This is a genomic window from Hungatella hominis, assembly GCF_014288005.1.
Classification (GTDB): domain Bacteria; phylum Bacillota; class Clostridia; order Lachnospirales; family Lachnospiraceae; genus Hungatella; species Hungatella effluvii.
This window is the reverse complement of sequence record NZ_JACOPB010000005.1, coordinates 280,000-298,065: the sequence shown is the minus strand read 5'-3', so window position 1 is coordinate 298,065 and position 18,066 is coordinate 280,000. Positions and strand designations below refer to the sequence as shown.

General features: G+C 48.9%; 10 protein-coding genes. 9 read left to right on the top strand and 1 reads right to left on the bottom strand.

Annotated features, from left to right (window positions below; all coding sequences use genetic code 11):
* From smc to H8S75_RS13775, 8 genes are all read left to right on the top strand, one after another.
* Positions 1–3,561: a chromosome segregation protein SMC gene (smc, locus tag H8S75_RS13810; protein WP_187022115.1), complete on the top strand. Its 3,561-nt coding sequence runs from the start codon at positions 1–3 to the stop codon at positions 3,559–3,561.
* 13 nt (positions 3,562–3,574) lie between these two features.
* Positions 3,575–4,516 (top strand): signal recognition particle-docking protein FtsY, encoded by a 942-nt coding sequence (ftsY, locus tag H8S75_RS13805; protein ID WP_002604197.1) that lies wholly within the window; start codon positions 3,575–3,577, stop codon positions 4,514–4,516.
* A 3-nt stretch (positions 4,517–4,519) separates the two neighbouring features.
* Positions 4,520–5,743: a threonine ammonia-lyase gene (gene ilvA / locus H8S75_RS13800; RefSeq protein ID WP_187022114.1), complete on the top strand. Its 1,224-nt coding sequence runs from the start codon at positions 4,520–4,522 to the stop codon at positions 5,741–5,743.
* A 290-nt stretch (positions 5,744–6,033) separates the two neighbouring features.
* Positions 6,034–7,503 (top strand): GntR family transcriptional regulator, encoded by a 1,470-nt coding sequence (locus tag H8S75_RS13795; RefSeq protein ID WP_187022113.1) that lies wholly within the window; start codon positions 6,034–6,036, stop codon positions 7,501–7,503.
* Between the two features lie 78 nt (positions 7,504–7,581).
* Positions 7,582–9,663, top strand: coding sequence for an ATP-binding response regulator (locus tag H8S75_RS13790; RefSeq protein ID WP_187022112.1), 2,082 nt, complete (start codon positions 7,582–7,584; stop codon positions 9,661–9,663).
* A 12-nt stretch (positions 9,664–9,675) separates the two neighbouring features.
* Positions 9,676–11,547 (top strand): extracellular solute-binding protein, encoded by a 1,872-nt coding sequence (locus H8S75_RS13785; RefSeq protein WP_187022111.1) that lies wholly within the window; start codon positions 9,676–9,678, stop codon positions 11,545–11,547.
* 37 nt (positions 11,548–11,584) lie between these two features.
* Positions 11,585–14,395 (top strand): ATP-binding protein, encoded by a 2,811-nt coding sequence (locus H8S75_RS13780; RefSeq protein WP_187022110.1) that lies wholly within the window; start codon positions 11,585–11,587, stop codon positions 14,393–14,395.
* Positions 14,396–14,510: 115 nt separating this feature from the next.
* Positions 14,511–15,842: an amidohydrolase gene (locus H8S75_RS13775; RefSeq protein ID WP_187022109.1), complete on the top strand. Its 1,332-nt coding sequence runs from the start codon at positions 14,511–14,513 to the stop codon at positions 15,840–15,842.
* A gap of 188 nt (positions 15,843–16,030) precedes the next feature.
* On the opposite strand, the gene H8S75_RS13770 is transcribed toward H8S75_RS13775, so the two are convergent.
* Positions 16,031–17,140, bottom strand: a complete 1,110-nt coding sequence (locus H8S75_RS13770) for an RNA-guided endonuclease InsQ/TnpB family protein (RefSeq protein ID WP_187022108.1) — start codon at positions 17,138–17,140, stop codon at positions 16,031–16,033.
* Between the two features lie 174 nt (positions 17,141–17,314).
* Here H8S75_RS13770 and yaaA point away from each other — a divergent pair, with 174 nt between their 5' ends.
* Positions 17,315–18,064 (top strand): peroxide stress protein YaaA, encoded by a 750-nt coding sequence (gene yaaA / locus H8S75_RS13765; protein WP_187022107.1) that lies wholly within the window; start codon positions 17,315–17,317, stop codon positions 18,062–18,064.
* Positions 18,065–18,066: the final 2 nt, after the last annotated feature.

The following is an 18,066-nucleotide window of genomic DNA, read 5'->3' as shown; positions in this document are numbered from 1 at the left end:
ATGTATTTAAAAAGCATTGAGATACAGGGCTTTAAATCATTTGCCAATAAGATCGTATTCGAATTTCATAACGGAATCACCGGCATCGTGGGACCCAATGGCAGCGGCAAGAGCAATGTCGCTGATGCGGTGCGCTGGGTGCTGGGAGAGCAGAAGGTCAAACAGCTTCGAAGCTCCAGCATGCAGGACGTCATCTTCTCCGGTACGGAGACGAGGAAGCCCCAGGGCTTTGCCAGTGTAGCCATCACTCTGGACAACTCTGACCACCAGCTGGCCATCGATTACGATCAGGTGACGGTTACGAGACGTGTCTACCGCTCCGGTGAAAGCGAATATATGATCAACGGAAGCACCTGCCGCCTGAAGGATATCAACGAACTGTTCTACGACACCGGTATTGGCAAGGAAGGCTACTCCATCATTGGACAGGGCCAGATCGACAAGATATTAAGCGGTAAACCGGAGGAACGGCGGGAACTCTTCGACGAGGCGGCCGGAATCGTAAAATTCAAACGCAGAAAAGCCATCGCCCAGAAGAAGCTGGAGGATGAGAAACAGAATCTGGTCCGTGTGACCGATATTCTAACGGAATTGGAGAAACAGGTCGGCCCTCTGGCAAAACAGTCCGAGGCCGCGAAGGAGTATCTGCGTTTAAAGGAAGACTTAAAGAAATACGATGTGAACCAGTTCCTGCTGGAAACCGCCGGAACGCGCAGCCAGTTAAAAGAGACGGAAGAAAAAGCAGCCATCGTATCGAAGGATTTGGAAGATACGAGGCAGGCTTCCGAACATATCCGTGTGGAATATGAGACCCTGGACGCCCTTTTATCCGGGCTGGAGGTAGCCGCAGGCGAGGCCAGAACGGCTCTTGGCGAGACCAACATGGAAAAGGGCACCCTCGAAGGCCGTGTAGGCGTGCTGAACGAGCAGATCAACACGGAAAAGATGAACGCGGAACATATTGGAAAGCGAATGACAGCGATCCATGGGGAAATCGCGGATAAGAAGACGAAGGTCTCCGCCTATGAAGAAGAGCGAAGCGGCATTGCCGCCCAGGTTAAGGAATCCTTAGAGCGTCTGGCCGCGGCCGAAGAGGCGCTTAAGAGGAAGGATGAGGAGATCCGGGCGCTGGAAGAAGAGATTGAATCCGGCAAGGGCAGCATCATCGACACCTTAAACGAGAAGGCCTCCATTAACGCCAGACAGCAGCGGTACGAAACCATGCTGGAACAGGTAAATGTCCGGCGTTCCGAGGTGTGCCAGAAGCTTTTAAAGTACAAAAGCGACGAATCGGAGCAGGACGGCCAGTTAGATGAATTAAACCGTCAGCTGGAAGAGATCGAGGCAGAGATCGCCAGTCTCGGAGATGCCCAGGCGGCGGCTGAGACGAGGACGGAGGAGCTGGAACACGAGGTCCGCCGTCTGAACAAGAATTTAAACGACAGGCAGCAGGAATACCACACCAGCTATACGAAGCTGGAATCGCTGAAGAATATAGCGGAACGGTATGAGGGCTACGGCGGAAGCATCCGCCGCGTCATGGAGGTCAGAGACCGCATTCACGGCATCCACGGCGTTGTGGCCGATTTAATCACCGTTCCAAAGAAGTATGAGATCGCGGTGGAGACGGCGCTGGGCGGAAGCATCCAGAACATTGTAACGGATTCCGAGCAGACGGCGAAGCAGCTGATCGAATATCTGAAGAAAAACCGGTACGGAAGGGCGACCTTCTTACCGCTTACCAGTATCGGCAACAGGAACACCTTTAATCAGGACAAGGCGTTAAAGGAGCCCGGTGTCTTAGGACTAGCCAACAGTCTGGTGGAGACAGACGGCCAGTATGAAGGGCTGATCCGGTATCTGCTGGGGCGGGTCGTGGTGGTGGATACCATCGACAACGCCATTGCACTGGCCAGGAAATTCCAGTATTCCCTGCGGATCGTCACCCTGGAGGGCGAGCTTTTAAGCGCGGGCGGGTCCATGACCGGCGGTGCGTTTAAGAACACCAGCAACTTACTGGGCAGAAAGCGTGAGATCGAGGAACTGGAAGGAGCCTGCACCAAGGCGCTGACCGATGTGGACCGGATCGAACAGGATCTGGTGATGAACGAGGCGCTCCTGGCCGAAAGCCGGGAAGAGCTGGAATCATTGAAATCCAGAAGGCAGGAGAGCTATCTGCGTCAGAATACGGTCCGCATGAGCATTTCCAGGACCGAGGATAAAAAGGAAGAGATTCGGGAATCCTATGGCGATCTGGAACGCGAAAACAGCCAGCTGGAGGATCAGATCCGGGAGATCGGCAAGAGCCGGAACGAGCTGGCAGGCGAGGTCATCCGGCTGGAGGGGCAGAATCAGGATATCAACAGCCGTCTGGATTCCTGCCACGAGCGTCTTGACGCGGCCAAGGCAGAACGGGAGGAGGCTTCCAAAGCGCTCTCCACCGTCCAGCTGGAGGCGTCCGGACTCAAGCAGAAGGATGACTTCGAACTGGAGAATATCCGGCGGGTGAGGGAAGACGTCCGCCGCCTGGAGGAAGAGCTTTCCGGTCTCTCCGGGGGCACTGATGACTCCAACCTGGTTATCGAAGAAAAACTGGCGGAAATCGCCGGATTAAAGTCACAGATTGAGAATACCGTTATACGTGCCGCCGGCCTTGAGGCCGTGATTGCGGAGAAGACGGCAGAGAGAGAGGAAAAGTCGAGACAGCAGAAGGAACTCTTCCAGAAGCGGGAAGAACTTTCCGACCGAATGAGCCGTCTGGATAAAGATTTATTTCGTTTGCAGAGTCAGAAGGAGAAGCTGGAGGAGCGCCTGGAAACTTTTGCAAACTACATGTGGGATGAGTACGAACTGACCTATTCCGCCGCACTGGAGCTTAGGAGCGGGGAGGAGGAATCTCTGGCGGAGATCCGAAAGCATATCGCCTCCCTGAAAGAAGAGATCAAAAAGCTTGGCAATGTCAATGTCAACGCCATCGAGGATTATAAGGAAGTATCGGAGCGGTATGTGTTCATGAAGACCCAGCACGACGATCTGGTTACGGCGGAAGAGACGCTGCTTAAGATCATCGAGGAGCTGGACACCGGCATGAGAAGGCAGTTTGAAGAGAAATTCAGGGAGATTCGCACCGAGTTCGACAAGGTGTTTAAGGAGCTCTTCGGCGGCGGCCGCGGCACTCTGGAGCTGGTGGAAGATGAGGATATCCTGGAAGCGGGCATTCAGATTATCTCCCAGCCGCCGGGCAAAAAACTGCAGAACATGATGCAGCTTTCCGGTGGAGAGAAGGCCCTGACAGCCATTGCGCTGCTGTTTGCAATTCAGAACTTAAAGCCGTCGCCGTTCTGCCTGTTGGATGAAATCGAAGCGGCGTTAGATGACTCGAATGTGGACAGATACGCAAAATATTTACATAAACTGACGAAATATACACAGTTTATCGTTATCACCCACCGTCACGGAACGATGGTGGCGGCAGACCGTTTATACGGTATTACCATGCAGGAGAAAGGCGTTTCAACGCTTGTTTCGGTAAATCTGATAGAAGAAGATTTAGATAAGTAAAAGGAGGCCGTCTATGAGTGAGAAAAAGGGATTCTTTGGGAAACTGGTAGCAGGACTGCAAAAGACAAGGGACAATATTATATCGGGGATGGATTCCATTTTCAGCGGCTTTTCAGCCATCGATGATGAGTTTTATGAGGAGATCGAAGAGACTCTGATTATGGGAGATCTTGGAATTCAGACCACCATGTCGATTGTGGAGGATTTGAGAAAAAAGGTAAAGGAACAGGGAATAAAGGACCCGGCCGAATGCAAGGAGCTTCTGATGGAAAGCATCCGGGATCAGATGGATTTAGGGGAAAATGCGTATGAATACGAGAACCGCCAGTCCGTTCTTCTGATCATCGGGGTCAACGGAGTGGGAAAGACCACCTCCGTCGGCAAGCTGGCCGGCCAGTTAAAGGACGACGGGAAAAAGGTGATTCTCGCGGCGGCAGACACCTTCCGCGCGGCGGCCATTGAGCAGCTGACGGAGTGGGCCAACCGGGCGGGCGTGGACATCATCGCCCAGCAGGAAGGCTCCGATCCGGCCGCTGTAGTCTATGATGCCGTGGCCGCAGCCAAATCACGCCATGCGGATATTCTGATCTGCGATACGGCGGGACGGCTTCACAATAAGAAAAATCTGATGGAAGAGCTTAAGAAGATTAACCGGATCATCGACAAGGAGTTCCCGGAGGCGTACCGGGAAACGCTGGTGGTACTGGACGGAACGACCGGCCAGAATGCGCTTTCACAGGCCAGACAGTTTATGGAAGTGGCGGATATCACAGGAATCATCTTAACGAAGCTGGACGGAACCGCCAAGGGCGGAATCGCCGTGGCAATCCAGTCGGAACTTGGAATACCAGTCAAATACGTGGGGGTTGGAGAGAAGATCGACGATTTGCAGAAATTTAACGCAGGGGAGTTTGTGAATGCATTATTCCATGTAGAAGAGAAAGAAGAGGCGTAAGTTATGTTGACATTGGAGAAATTTGAAGAGGCAACAGAGGTTGTAAGCAAGGTAACGCAGGAGACAAAGTTGGTGTACAGCGAGTATTTTTCCTCCCAGACCGGCAACAGGGTCTGGTTTAAGCCGGAAAACATGCAGTATACAGGCGCTTATAAGGTAAGAGGCGCTTACTATAAGATCAGCACCTTGAGCGAGGAGGAGAAGGCTAAGGGCTTAATCACCGCTTCCGCCGGCAATCACGCTCAGGGCGTGGCCTACGCCGCGAAGCTGGCCGGAATCTCCGCGACCATCGTGATGCCGACGACAACGCCCCTCATGAAGGTAAACCGGACGAAGGGATACGGCGCAGAAGTCGTTCTGGAAGGCGATGTATTCGATGAAGCCTGCAGTTACGCTTACAGGCTGGCAGAGGAAAAAGGCCTTACCTTTATCCATCCGTTTAACGATTTGGACGTAGCTACGGGCCAGGGAACCATTGCCATGGAGATAATCAAGGAACTGCCGACCGTGGATTACATACTCGTTCCCATCGGCGGAGGCGGACTCTGTACCGGCGTTGCCACACTGGCGAAGATGCTCAATCCTAAGATCAAGGTGATCGGTGTGGAGCCGGCTGGTGCCAACTGCATGCAGGAATCCCTGCGCCAGGGCAAGGTAGTCTCCTTACATGGTGTCAACACCATCGCGGACGGCACGGCGGTACAGTGCCCCGGTGATCTGCTGTTCCCCTATATCCAGGAGAATGTGGATGACATCATCACCATCGAAGATTCGGAACTGATCGTTTCCTTCCTCGACATGGTGGAGAATCACAAGATGATCGTGGAGAACTCCGGCCTTCTGACCGTAGCGGCCTTAAAGCATATGAAGGTGGAAAACAAGAAGATCGTCTCCATCCTGAGCGGCGGCAACATGGATGTCATCACTATGGCCTCCATCGTACAGCACGGCCTGATCCAGAGAGACAGAGTCTTTACCGTCTCTGTCCTGCTTCCGGACAAACCAGGCGAGCTGGCCAAGGTTTCCACACTTCTCGCCAAAGAGCAGGGCAACGTAATCCGTCTGGAACACAACCAGTTCATCAGCATCAACCGAAATTCGGCTGTGGAACTGCGCATCACACTGGAGGCTTACGGCACCGACCACAAGAACTCCATCATGGCCGCGCTCACCGAGGCTGGATACCGACCGAAGCTGGTGAAGTCCAAAGGAACTTATGCGGATTAAAACTATATGGATTAGAATTATGCAGATTAGAAGATTATAAAAAGGCATCAGAACTGCGGGGAATGACGATACTGCGGCTCTGATGCCTTTATTTTGCGTCACGGAAAAGTCGTTTTTTTCAGCCTTCTCTGTGTACATCAGGGCTAATAAATTGACATATGCTGTTTTTTATGATAAACTTATTTGACACAGGTACACAGAATGACAGCACGTAAGTATGGAAATCAATACGAAATTCAGAGAATCTTTTGTCCGTTCAATCAGAAGAATGTCCTAAGAGGAAAAATAAGATGAAGTACGAAAAATTTCAATATGACAGAATTTTTGAAATATTAAGGAACAAAATCGAATCCGGACTGATACCGAAAGGCACTGTGCTTCCCTCCATTGCTGATCTTTGCAAGGAGTACAAAGTATCCAGCAAAACGATACGCCGCGTGGTGGCTATGTTGTCTGACGCCGGACTTATTGAGACAAGAGAGCGGCAGCTTTCTGTAGTTATTTATGATCAAGCCAACTCCGTATACGATTCTGTACACAATTTGCAAGAGCCGATTATCCCTATTATGACAGACATCTTAAAAACAGCGGAAATTGTTTATTATCCTTTTATTTGTTATGGAATTTCTCTGTGCAACAAGTACGATTGGGATATCCCCGAACGTATAGTTCAGCAATTAAATCCTAAGAATCCCAAACTTTTTTGGAAAAATTCTAAACTGATTTGGCGCTTTTTTATCGCCAGATGTGAAAACGAGTTGAGTCTTCATATCGTTGATTGTCTTGGATTTCTAGGGGTAGAATATAGGGAAAACAATTTCTGTTCACGCGTTGCATATCAAAAGACAATGATGGATTTTATCCAAAAGAGCAGAATAACGGCGCCTGCAGGCGATGCAGTCAAAGATTTCCTTGCCTATATTCATTTTATTACGATTTCAAGGGAAGATTTTCAATGTTACGTTCCTGCTGATTCGCCTTTTCGCCTCGGTATTCGGGGACTGGATCAAAGGATGAAAACAGCAGAAGAACGCTACTCCAGTGTATACTTAGATATTTTGGGCCTCATTGCGATCGGTTACTATCAGCCGGGAGATAAGCTGCCGTCTCACGATCAATTGCGCAAACAGTACGGTGTCAGTGTAAACACGACGACACAAGCCATTCAATGCCTGCAAAAATGGGGGATTGTAGAGGCGACCCCAGGGAAGGGGATTTTTGTTTCTGCGAATATTGAAGCGTTAAATGATATTTATGTGGACCCAAAACTGATTGCCAGCCATATCAGAAGATATTTCGACAGTTTGGAGCTGCTTTCCTTAACCGCTGAGGGGGTAGCTTACCATGTTGCGGCTCATGTTTCTTTTGAGCATATACAAACACTCATTCAGCGCTTGAACGAAGTGAAAAATTACGGTAACTTATATCAACCTGCACCTGTTATTCTGCTGGAATTTTTAACAGAACATATTCCATATGAAGCCCTGCGATCTATCTATACGATTATACTCAAAAACTATCGAATTGGTCGTAAAATACCAAAACTAATCAATAGAGGAAAAGCGTCAGTAAAACATGAAATACACTGCAGGTGTGTAGAAGCGGCAAATATTTTGATCGGAGGGAATCAAAGCGCTTTTGCAAAACAAACGGCGGAGATATTCAGGTTTACCCATCAACTTACCATTGAAGAGTGTAAAAAGCTGGGTTATTGGCAGACGGTTCAGGACCTGTACGATGGCTCTCAGCTATGGAAATAGTATGAATTAGCCAGTTCAGCATAAAGCAGCCGGCACAATTGTAATACTATTCTATACCGAAGGAGGAAGAGAACACAAATGAAAAAGAGGCTCTGGAGAGTAACCATTTTGCTGGCGGCGCTGCTCCTCTCCGAGATTTTTTTGTTTATCGCTACATATCGTAATTTGAACCAATCCATTCAAAATGAGCGGATAGACTCTATCGAGCAAATGAGCACCCTCATTTCTGAAAAGTTACTTCTGTTGAGGCAGCATTATGATGATATGGTACGGCAGGCAGCCTATATCATCACAAGTAACCAGGTCCGGTTTCAGGATATGGAGACGCTTCTGGCCTTTGAACAGTTATACCTGCTGGCCGAGGACGGTTCCTGTGTCTCTTTAAAAGGAGAAAAAATCGTACTGTCTGAATCGGAAGAAATAAAAAAACTCAGAACTTCGGATGCGGTTCGGACAGATTTCTGTACGGTACAGACCAAAGGTGATTTTTGGATTTTTATGTCCCCTCTTACCAATGTGACCATAGATAATAAAAAGTTCTTTGGCGTTATTATGCTGGTGGATGCAAACACCTATTCAGAGATTGCAGCCACTGCCTTGTATGAGAACCAGGGCGCTTCCTATGTAGTGAATCGCCTGGGCGTGATAGAACTGCGGCCGACAGAGTCAACTGCCAATTATTATTTTGGCGGATATAACCTGCTCCATATCTTGCGGGATAAAAATGTGGATGAGCAGCAGATCCTTGCATTGCAGCAAGGTCTGGAACAGCAGCACAAGGTGGAATTTACAGCCAAAATAGAGGGAGAAACCTGGCGTATTCAAAGCTTTCCGGAAAGCGAGGGCAACAGCATAGTTATTGCGGTCCCCATTTCGATCACGGCCCAATCAACCTTTTACGGAATGCGTCAAGTGATCATTATGATTGTGCTTACTCTCTTAACCGTGGTGGCTATGGCTGCCGTTTGGATCTACTATTATGTAAAAAATGGGCAGCAAATCAAGCTGGAGCAGGCAAAGGCCGCCTTGAAAAGCGATTTTATGAATAAGGTCTCCCATGATATTCGCACACCACTGACCGCAGTGATTGGACTGAATGACCTGCTGCTGCGCAATGCGGACAAACCGGATATTGTGGCGGACTGTGCGCAAAAAGCAAAAAAGTCCGGTGAATATCTCGTCTCTATCATCAACGATGTGCTGGATATGAGCAGGATCGAAAATGGAAAGCTGCGGATTTCCCATACAGCGTTTGACATGAAGGAACTGCTGGAGACTGTTGTTCAGCTGGAAACATTTCCTGTTGCTGAAAAGGGGCTGGCCTTTCGTCTGGACTGTCCAAACAACTTCCACAGGGGATATTTAGGAGACGCCGTCCGCATCAAGCAGTGTCTCGTTAACCTGGTTTCTAATGCCGTAAAATTTACTCCCGAACATGGAACTGTGACCCTGACTTACAGGGAAGAGATGGAAAGCGGCATATATGCCAGGACCATATTTATCGTTGAGGATACAGGGATCGGTATGAGCGAAGAGTTTATGCAGCATATGTTCCACCCCTTTGAGCAGGAACAGTCGTCTCTTACCTCCGCCCATGTGGGCAGTGGCCTGGGACTGGCAATCGTACACAGTCTTGTGACGCTCATGAAAGGCACCATCCATGCGGAGAGTACATTGGATCAGGGCAGCCGATTTGTCATCGAGCTTCCGCTGGAGCGGACCGTATTGAGTGAATTAAGTCCGAAAGAGGAACCGAGCGATGAATTACCCGTATATTTGCGTGGCAAGAGAATCCTGTTGGCGGAGGATAACGATATTAACCGTGAAATCGTCGCAGAGCTTTTAGACGGGCTCGGTTTTGTGGTAGATGGGGTGGTCAATGGCGCGGAGGCAGTGGAATGTTTTCAAAACTCCTCCAGTGGATATTATTCGATGATACTGGTGGATATCCAAATGCCGGTAATGAATGGTCTGGAAGCAGCAGTCGCTATTCGCAGTTCGGCACACATGGACAGCTGCAGCATCCCCATTATTGCATTATCCGCAAATGCCTTTGATGAGGACATGGAGAATTCTCTTGCACACGGGATGCAGGCCCATATCAGCAAGCCGGTGGAAATCGGGGTTCTCAAAAAAATACTTGTCAAATATATCGATTAAGGAGGGGGATCCATGAAAAGGCAACGACTATTCTGCTTCTTTATTGCGGGTTCCATGCTGTTGGGAATGACTGGCTGCAGCGATGTGCCAGGCAGATCAAAGGCAGAGGCACGGTTCTGCGCGGACAACGAGATTTTGACCTATGAGCCGGTGAATTTTGAGAAAACCATTGTTACCATCGGCGCATACGCTCCCGGCAATACAAAGCCGATGGAGCTTGCCATTGAGGCGGCATTTCCCGATATAGACATTGTCATCCTAAATCAGATCAGCATTTCTAATGTGGAAGAGCATGCAAAGCATCCTGGCGTGCAGAAGGATTTGGAGGATATTATCATTACTGGCTATATCAAGGATTCGGGGGTAAGCAACAGCGTTTTTTATGATGTATCAGCAGAGGATTTCACCTCCCGATACTACCAATCTGTGCTGAATGATTTGAGCGTCGATGGAATGCTGTATCAGCTCCCCATCAACAACTCGGTACACGGCATCTTTTACAACAAAAGCCTGTTTGAAGCCCATGGCTGGGAAATTCCGCAGACTATCGATGAATTCTATACGCTGTGCGACGAAATCTCTGCAAAGGGCATCCGTCCTTTTGTCCCCTGTTTTAAGTATTCTCCAGACGGGGTAGGCCTTGGGTTCAGTAACCGCGCCGTTTTTTCCACTCCGGAAAAGAGGGAGCAATATGAACTTTTTTGTAGTGGTCAGGCCTCCTGTGCGGGGCTGCTTGAGCCATACTTCGAGGAACTGAAAAAGCTTTATGATAAAGGAATCATAGCGGAGGACGACTTCTCCTCCAGCCTGACGAAAAACCGCCATGCTCTCTACGCAGGTGAGATCGCCATGCTGCCGGAACAGTTGACCATGTTTTCTCTGTACGAGGACGAACAGCCGGAATGTGAAGTCGGCTTTTTTGGCTACCCCTCCGATACACACGGAGAGCGTTGGATGCAGATGGCGCCAGGCCGCTGTATGGCGCTGTCGAAAGCGTCCATGGAGGATCGTGATAAAAAGGAGATACTGCTGGACATTTTCACGTTTCTCAGCACCAATGAGGGGCAGACGGCCCTGTTGGAGGTCTATTCAGGGCTGAGCAGCGTAAAATCCGTTCAGGCAAATTTTCGGAAAGAATATTGGGACGTGCAGACATGCATTGAAAACGGGCAGATTTTCTATGCGGACAGAATCGGAAACGAGCTTCACAACCAAACCCTGAAGGCGTATTTGGAGGGCGCGTTGACCCTGGAGCAGACTCTGGCCGAAACAGATGCCATGGTTGAAAGCATCTCGGCGGTCCAGGAGACGAAGTCCTCCGCCGGAACCGCTGCCGAGGACTTTACCATATTGGAGACCAGCTTTTTTATTGCCGACACCATGCGCTCCGCAACCGGAGCGGAGATTGGCCTCATCCCCCACGGCACCTATTATAAAGGAAATTTAGCGAAAATTTATGCCGGCGATTTGACCATGCCATATAGCTTTTACCTTCGTGGACTGGGCGCTGAGGACTATCTTACTACCTATGAGATTACCGGCGCCAGCCTGAAAAAACTTATGGAGCACCCCATAATTAACGGCGAGGAGATCAACGCCTTATACGCATTTTCCGGCCTTGCCATGGAATACGCCCCCTGGCGGGAACGGGATAAAAATGTGATCAAATTGACCTTGGCGGATGGCAGCGAAATCGAAGATGATAAATTCTATACTGTAGCCGCTTGGGCGACCTCCGTCGATGAAGCATATATTTCTTCCACCCTGAGCGTTCTTAGTGAGGCTGGCAGTAATATTGATTTGGTTACTGCCGCTGTCAGACAAGCAGGCACCATCTCGCCGCCAAAGGATAAGCGACTTGCCTTGATATGGGATATAAAATAAGAAAAAAATTGGAACAAGGTATGGGGGAGGAGGATATATGGGATATTTGATGAGAAAAAAAAGAAAGAACATCATAAAGTTATTGGCCTCCGTTTTGCTGCTTGCTGCGATAATTTCAAGCGCCATGCCAATTTCTGCTGCGGGAAATTCTCCCGTTCGGATTCGGGTTCCGTTTCCGGAAGCCGAAGGATTTACCATGACCGATGAAAACGGGAACCGCTCCGGTCTGGTGGTTGATTTTCTATATGAAATCGCTAAATACACCGGTTGGTTATACGAATTTATTGATGTCGATGCCAACGATATGACGAAAGAGTTTATTGCCGGTAAATATGACCTTATGGGCGGTACATACTATTCTGAGGCGTTTGAAAAATACTTTGCCTACCCGGATTATAGCTGCGGCAATACCAAAGCGGTATTGCTGACTCGTCAGGATAACGATAACATTAAAGGTTATGATTTAAGGGATCTAAACGGGAAAACCATAGGCGTTGTAGAGCGGGCAACCGATAATATACGCCGGCTGGAAGCGTTTCTTTCTACCAATGGCTTAAGCTACACACTTAGACCATATACCTCCGAAGAAGTTGCCGCTAATCAAATCAACTTGGATTTGAAGGCCGGAAAAATCGACCTGAAACTAGGGAATGCAACGGATGATACGGGAGAGTATCGTGCGGTTGCGTATTTTGATGCGCAGCCTCATTATCTGGTTGCGCAACCGGACAATAGGGAACTGCTTAACCAACTGAATTGGGCAATGGAGCGTATTATGTTATCGGACCCACATTTTCCCGAAGAAGTATATACACGGTATTTCAATGATACAAGTGTGGAAAACCTTCTGCTGATCGAGGAAGAAAAATCTTATATCAAACAGAAAGGTACGGTAACTGTGGCGGTTCCTGACCATTTTCATCCGCTATACTGCATTGGCTACGAGGACGGTGATCATACTGGACTGGTCCCAGAGCTGCTGAAAAAAATAACTGCACGATATGGTATCGAGTTCTCCTACATAATTGCAGATTCCTATGCTCATACGCAGCAACTCGTTATCGAAGGTAAAGCCGATATGGCCGGCATTTTTTTCGATGATGCGGCAGAGACCATGAGAGAGGAATTGGTACAGACCAAGTCCTACGCCGCATTAAGTGACTTAATTGTGCGCAACCGGGCCGTGACCTATCCGGCAGACGGATTAACCTGCGGCCTTTTAGAGGGACGCCAACTGCCCTCTTATGCAAAAGCAAGCAAAATTACGTATTTTAAAACCATTGAAGAGGTTTTGTCTGCAGTGAATACAGGCAGGGTGGATTTTGCTTGTGGACTTTCCGCACGGGTGGAACAGATGATGCAGGACAACATCTATGCCAACGTAGTTCCTGTTACCTTATCGGCAAACCGCATGAATATCAGCTTTGCTATGCCTATGCCTGCTAATCCAGAGCTGTTGTCCATCATGAACAAAGGCATTAACAGCTTATCCGAGGAAGACAGAAATTCCCTCTTGGATCATAATCTGGTTTCTATCGGAGACGCTCATGTATCACTGAAAAATTTTGTGGAGACCAATCCCATTTTAGCAATCACCGTTATCTCAACTTTTTTACTGCTGGTCATAATAGCAATTATTGTCATAGCCAACCTGCGTGTAAAAAGCGCTAATATGCAAAAAGACATTGTGAAAGCAGAGGCGGACAGCAGAGCAAAAAGTGAATTTCTCTCCCGTATGAGCCACGAAATCCGTACACCGATGAACGCCATTGTAGGAACGACAACACTCATGGCAATGGAGGATAATATCCCCGAGAGTATAAAAGTAAATTTGGCAAAGTTAAGTTCAACTTCACAGTATTTATTAGGGTTGATCAATGATATTTTAGAAATGAGCCGAATTGATAACGGTATGCTTACTATTGCAAAAGAAGATTTCTCCTTACAGCAGCAGCTTGATGAACTTTGCAGCATGATGCAGACACAAGCACAGGCGCGTGAAATAACGCTTTGCTGTGAAACAAATTTCAAGCATTCCGATTTGAAGGGGGATGCGATCCGGCTAAAGCAGGTTTTGATGAACCTGATTTCCAATGCCATTAAGTTTACATCACCAGGAGGAAGAGTATATTTGAGAGTGGAGGAAACCACAACCACTGACAAGGAGGCCATTTATCTGTTTCGTGTCTCTGACTCCGGCATTGGTATCAAAGCAGAGGATTTAGAGCGCATTTTTGAATCCTTCGAGCAGGCCGGAGCCAATCAGATCCGCAGTCAGGGGACTGGGTTGGGCTTGCCCATCAGCCGGAATATTGTCCGGCTCATGGGCGGCACTTTGAAAGTGAAGAGTAAAATAAATGTGGGCAGCGAATTTTTCTTTTCCATTCCCCTTAGTTTTGGAAAGCCCATAGAATTAAACACACATTTAGAGCCTTCCTTCGATTTAAAAAATGTACGAATTCTATTGGCAGAGGATAATGCCATTAATGCAGAGATCGCGATAGAGATTTTAAACCTGAAGGGAATACGCACAGAGCATGCTGTGGATGGAGCAGAAGCAGTCAAGTGCTTTGAACAAAGTGCCCCCGGATATTTTAATCTCATTTTAATGGATTTGAGGATGCCGAATATGGGAGGTCTGGAGGCAACAAGAGCCATACGGGCCTCCGGTCATTCAGACGCAGCAAAAATTCCTATTGTTGCTTTAACTGCCAACTCTTTTCAAAAAGACCGGGATATGGCAAAAGAAGCTGGCATGAATGATTTCCTTGCAAAACCAATGGATATTGACCTGCTCTATGCTGTGCTTAAGAAATGTCTTTTGAATAAAAATGATAATTCTAAATAATCATATTATGTCCAGGGGCAGGTCAGAAATTTATGTTCCTTCAATTGCTTTTCTGTGTTTCCTATGTTAATATTTTAGGGAACTGTTAAATACGAAAGAAGAAAGATGAAGATAGATGTACGATCAGATCACAGTTATGGCAAAGGAACTTTATGAGAAAAGCGTGGCGCTAAGAAGAGACCTGCACCGGCACCCGGAGACGGGCTGGCTGGAGATGCGCACCTCTGCCGTCATCGCCGGGATTTTAACGAATCTGGGCTATGAAGTGCTGACTGGCCGCCAGGTGGTGGATGACGGAGCCAGAATGGGCCTTCCATCCGAAGAGGCACGGCGGGAACACGCAAAGCTGGTCAGGGAAGGCTGGGATACGCCCCTTACATACCTGACAGAGGAGATGGAGGCGGGATACACCGGGGTAATCGGAATCCTGCGCTGCGGGCAGGGACCCGTATGCGCCCTCCGTTTTGATATCGACGCCCTCGGCGTCCTGGAGGATGAAAACGCCTGCCACAGACCGGCGCGGGAGGGCTTTGCATCGCAGTGCCCCGGAGTCATGCACGCCTGCGGCCACGACGGCCATACCGCTATCGGCCTCGGCGTGGCGGAAGTGCTCATGAATCTACGGGCACAGCTGCACGGAACGGTAAAACTGATCTTTCAGCCCGCCGAAGAAGGCGTGCGGGGAGCCAGAGCCATCGTTTCCAAAGGCCATTTGGACGATGTGGATTATTTCGTGGGAACGCATCTTGCGCCTTTAGACGGCCCCGATGACGGAGCGGTGACTCCGGCGACCTATGGCTCCCTTGCGACCACCAAGTACGACATCCTCTACCGCGGTGCACCGGCCCATGCGGGCGGCTTCCCTGAAAAGGGACGAAACGCCCTTCTGGCGGCGGCCTGCGCGGCGATGGGGTTAGCGGCGATTCCGCGTCACAGCGAAGGCTCCAGCCGGGTCAATGTGGGGACGCTTCACGCAGGCACCGGAAGAAATGTCATCCCCGATTACGCAAAAATGGAGATAGAGCTGCGTGGGGAGACGACTGAGATCAACGAGTATATGGCAGAGAACGCCAGACGCGTCTGTGAGGCGGCTGCAGCCATGTACGGCTGTACCTGTGAGATGATCTGCATGGGCGCTGCCGATTCCCACCACAGCGATTTGACGCTGGCAGACAGGGCCGCTGCGGTTATTGAGCGGGAGCTTCCTGATATCCGGGTCAGCAGTGTGCGCTGCGCCAGAAACTGGGGCAGCGAGGACATATCTCTGATGATGAACCGTGTTCAGTCTCATGGCGGCCAGGCCATCTGCATGCGGAATATAACGGCCATGGAAGCGCCGCAGCATACGGCAGATTTCGATTTCGACGAAAAAGTGCTGGAAGAAGGAATACGGGTATTTTCCGCCATTGCTTACGATTTACTGCGGGATGAGCCGCTGCACGGCTGAATAGTTACGACTATACAACAAGGAGAATACGAGTCAATTACCCATGTCTAATGCCCGATGAAGTGGGGCAGACCCAGGCACGGGCTTGTAACTCAACTACACGTAGTACGACATGTGATTCATGTCTCCTACCTCAAACATTGGCTACAATAGGCTGATTGACGGCAGCCCGCCTGCTTCGGTTCTGCCTAACAGGCCTCTGCGAACAGAGTGTTACATCCTTTACGGTAAATGTTTATGGCTCCGGTACGGTCGTCATTACTCCGGTAACCACAGACAGTACAGCAAAATTCATGCTTCTTTCTGTTACGGTTAGCCTTTGTTGCATTACCGCAGACCGGACAGCTCTGGCTGGTGTACTTCGGGTCTATCGCAAGGACTTCTGAATGCGACAGCGCAGCTTTGTATTCCAGCATCTCCCGGAACTGGTAAAACGCCCAGGAGACTATTACGTATCGGGATTTTAAACGGACGTGCTCCGTGACAGTACGAATCCCGGTTAAATCTTCTATAATAAAAAGCGTACCTGCTCCATACTGTGAGATAAGTGCCTTCGTAACCGCGTGATTTACCGCAGTTACGTAACGGGTTTCTTTCTCACGGAGCTTTTTCAGCTTACGCTTTGCTGATTTTGTTCCACATGTCTGCAGGCGCTTGCGCAGGGCAAGGGCTTTTGCACGTTTTTCCTTGATTGCGCGGCCGGAAAAGAATCTGGTGTTCCCTTCATCATCAAAGGAAACTGCCAAATGGTTCACGCCGAGATCAATTCCAACGATATGGTTTAAGATATTCCTGTTCTCAACTTCCAGGGTGACCGGTATATGCAGATAATATTTCCTGTTTTTTCGAATCAGTTTGGCAGTGCCAAAGCGTCCTCCGGAACAAAACCAGTGTTCCATCCCTTTCGATTCAAAGGGGATATGTAATCTGCCGGAAAGGGTATTTAAGCTGACGGACTGATACGATATGGAGTAATCCCGGTTCCAGACCAGATCATACTCGAAGTTTCGAAAAGATACTTTCGAAAAGGGGTGTCCATTGCTTTTCATGGATTTATATTTTGCAAGGACGGTCTTAAATACACTCTGTGTCATCTGAGAGCGGAGTCCAAACTGCTGCCTGACCGGGTAGTATAAGGCATGGTTTAATTCGAGATAGCGGATGCCTTCCTGTCCAAAAACGAATGCGGAGACAAAGTTCAGCACATCCCGGATAACGGACAGTGTCTTATTCAAAATAATCATCTGCTCTGATGTAGGGTATAGTTTGACTTTAGCAGTAATAGTAATAGATTTCATAGATTTTATACCTCATAATAGATTATGGACTGAATATATTTTACCACAATCAGAAGTAAAAATCAAACAAACGTTCGAGAAGCTAAAAAACAAAAAGGAGAAGGAGCTTGCGAAAGAGTCAGGAGGGGCACAATTCCTCTCATGTCTAAAGGCACGAGTCTCCATGTGCAGTTTATGAAAATTATCATATCCCCGGCCAAGAAGATGCGGGTACAGACAGACATCATAGAGGAGACGGGCATGCCTGTTTTTTTAGAGGATGCGAAACGGCTTCACGATATTTTAAAGGCGTATTCCATGGAGCAGCTGAAGAAGCTGTTCGGCGCCAATGACGCGATTACAAGGCAGAATTACGAGCGTTACCAGACAATGGATTTAGAGAGGAGCCTGACACCGGCCGTACTGGCTTATGTCGGCCTCCAGTACCAGTCCATGGCTCCCGATATTTTTACCGGTTCCCAGTGGGAATATGTGAAGGAACATTTACGGATACTCAGCGGATTTTACGGCGTTTTAAAGGCATGTGACGGCGTTGTTCCATACAGGCTGGAGATGCAGGCCAGACTCCCGGTCGATGGAAAGAAAGATTTGTATGGTTTCTGGGGAAACCGGCTTTATGAGGAGCTGACGGCAGATGGGGATGGCGTGATTGTCAATCTCGCATCGAAAGAGTACAGCCGCGCGGTGGAACCCTGGCTTACCGCTTCCGACACCTTCATCACCTGTGTCTTCGGCACAGAGCAGGAGGGAAAGGTCCGTGTGAGAGCGACCGCCGCGAAGATGGCGAGGGGCGAGATGGTGCGTTTCATGGCCGCAAACGGCGTAAAGACCGCCGAAGAGCTAAAGGAATTTTATGCATTAGGATACCGTTACCGGGAAGAATATTCCTTTGAAAATGAATATGTTTATGTTCAGGAGACTTGATT

Excerpts from the sequence above, each read along its gene's own strand:
- H8S75_RS13795 (WP_187022113.1), top strand. The coding sequence starts at position 6,034 with ATGAAGTACGAAAAATTTCAATATGACAGAATTTTTGAAATATTAAGG.
- H8S75_RS13790 (WP_187022112.1), top strand. The coding sequence starts at position 7,582 with ATGAAAAAGAGGCTCTGGAGAGTAACCATTTTGCTGGCGGCGCTGCTC.
- H8S75_RS13780 (WP_187022110.1), top strand. The coding sequence starts at position 11,585 with ATGGGATATTTGATGAGAAAAAAAAGAAAGAACATCATAAAGTTATTG.
- ilvA (WP_187022114.1), top strand. The coding sequence starts at position 4,520 with ATGTTGACATTGGAGAAATTTGAAGAGGCAACAGAGGTTGTAAGCAAG.
- ftsY (WP_002604197.1), top strand. The coding sequence starts at position 3,575 with ATGAGTGAGAAAAAGGGATTCTTTGGGAAACTGGTAGCAGGACTGCAA.
- yaaA (WP_187022107.1), top strand. The coding sequence starts at position 17,315 with ATGAAAATTATCATATCCCCGGCCAAGAAGATGCGGGTACAGACAGAC.
- H8S75_RS13770 (WP_187022108.1), bottom strand. The coding sequence starts at position 17,140 with ATGAAATCTATTACTATTACTGCTAAAGTCAAACTATACCCTACATCA.
- smc (WP_187022115.1), top strand. The coding sequence starts at position 1 with ATGTATTTAAAAAGCATTGAGATACAGGGCTTTAAATCATTTGCCAAT.
- H8S75_RS13775 (WP_187022109.1), top strand. The coding sequence starts at position 14,511 with ATGTACGATCAGATCACAGTTATGGCAAAGGAACTTTATGAGAAAAGC.
- H8S75_RS13785 (WP_187022111.1), top strand. The coding sequence starts at position 9,676 with ATGAAAAGGCAACGACTATTCTGCTTCTTTATTGCGGGTTCCATGCTG.